We start from the raw sequence: 754 nt of genomic DNA, 5'->3' as shown, positions 1-754 counted from the left end.
TGCTACATGAGTGTTCTGTATGAAATTTCATATACATTCCAAGCGTCAGGGTTGCTACATGAGTGTTCTGTATGAAATTTCATATACAACCCAAGGATCTGACTGCTGCACGAGTATTTCGTATGAAAACAGTCATGCACTCTCTTTTCTCGGGCACAACTCCAGCATGAAAATCAGCAGCCGACTATCGATTTGGCAAAAATAATGCACGATAAGTAGTATAAATCCTATGCCGGAACCTTCTGTATTCCTTTTTATACTTAGAATATGGAATTTGCTTATAGACAGGAGCAGGCGGGCCATCATTTGCAGGCGCTGCTGCATCATTCGACGCTGCCCAATCTGTTTGACAATCATCCGCCGTTTCAGATCGATGGCAACTTTGGTGGCACCGCTGGCAACCTAACGGCTAGACGGACACAGGGGACGCTGATATGAACGAAACCTGTCAAGCGTCTGTGTCGCACCTACGTTTTTGATGCACTTAAATAGAGCCTGTCAAGCGCCTTTTTTGACAGGTGGCCCTTTCTTTTCATACTTGATTCGGGTTCGGCTGTAATATGCCGGCCCCCTGCCCTACGGCGAGTAACGGGGTGCAGGGGGCCGTGCTCCCTGCGTTTTCCCCAGAAGGGGGAACGGAAAGGGGGTTCATTTTCTCAGCTCGAAGGCAAAGCAATTCGCCAGTTGGCATACTGATATCCGTGGGTTCACACACATTCTACATTCGTCTGAAGAGCGTACCGCTAACTATTGT

General features: G+C 47.9%; 1 pseudogene. It reads left to right on the top strand.

Features of this window, described 5'->3' with window-relative positions:
* Positions 1–309: 309 nt before the first annotated feature.
* Positions 310–399, top strand: a pseudogene (locus tag G358_RS34655) (glycosyl hydrolase family 95 catalytic domain-containing protein); the annotation flags it as partial.
* Positions 400–754 lie beyond the last annotated feature (355 nt).

Source organism: Paenibacillus fonticola DSM 21315, from assembly GCF_000381905.1.
GTDB classification, from domain to species: Bacteria; Bacillota; Bacilli; order Paenibacillales; family Paenibacillaceae; genus Fontibacillus; species Fontibacillus fonticola.
Note: the sequence above shows the minus strand (reverse complement) of the source record. Positions and strands in the feature narration are given on the sequence as shown.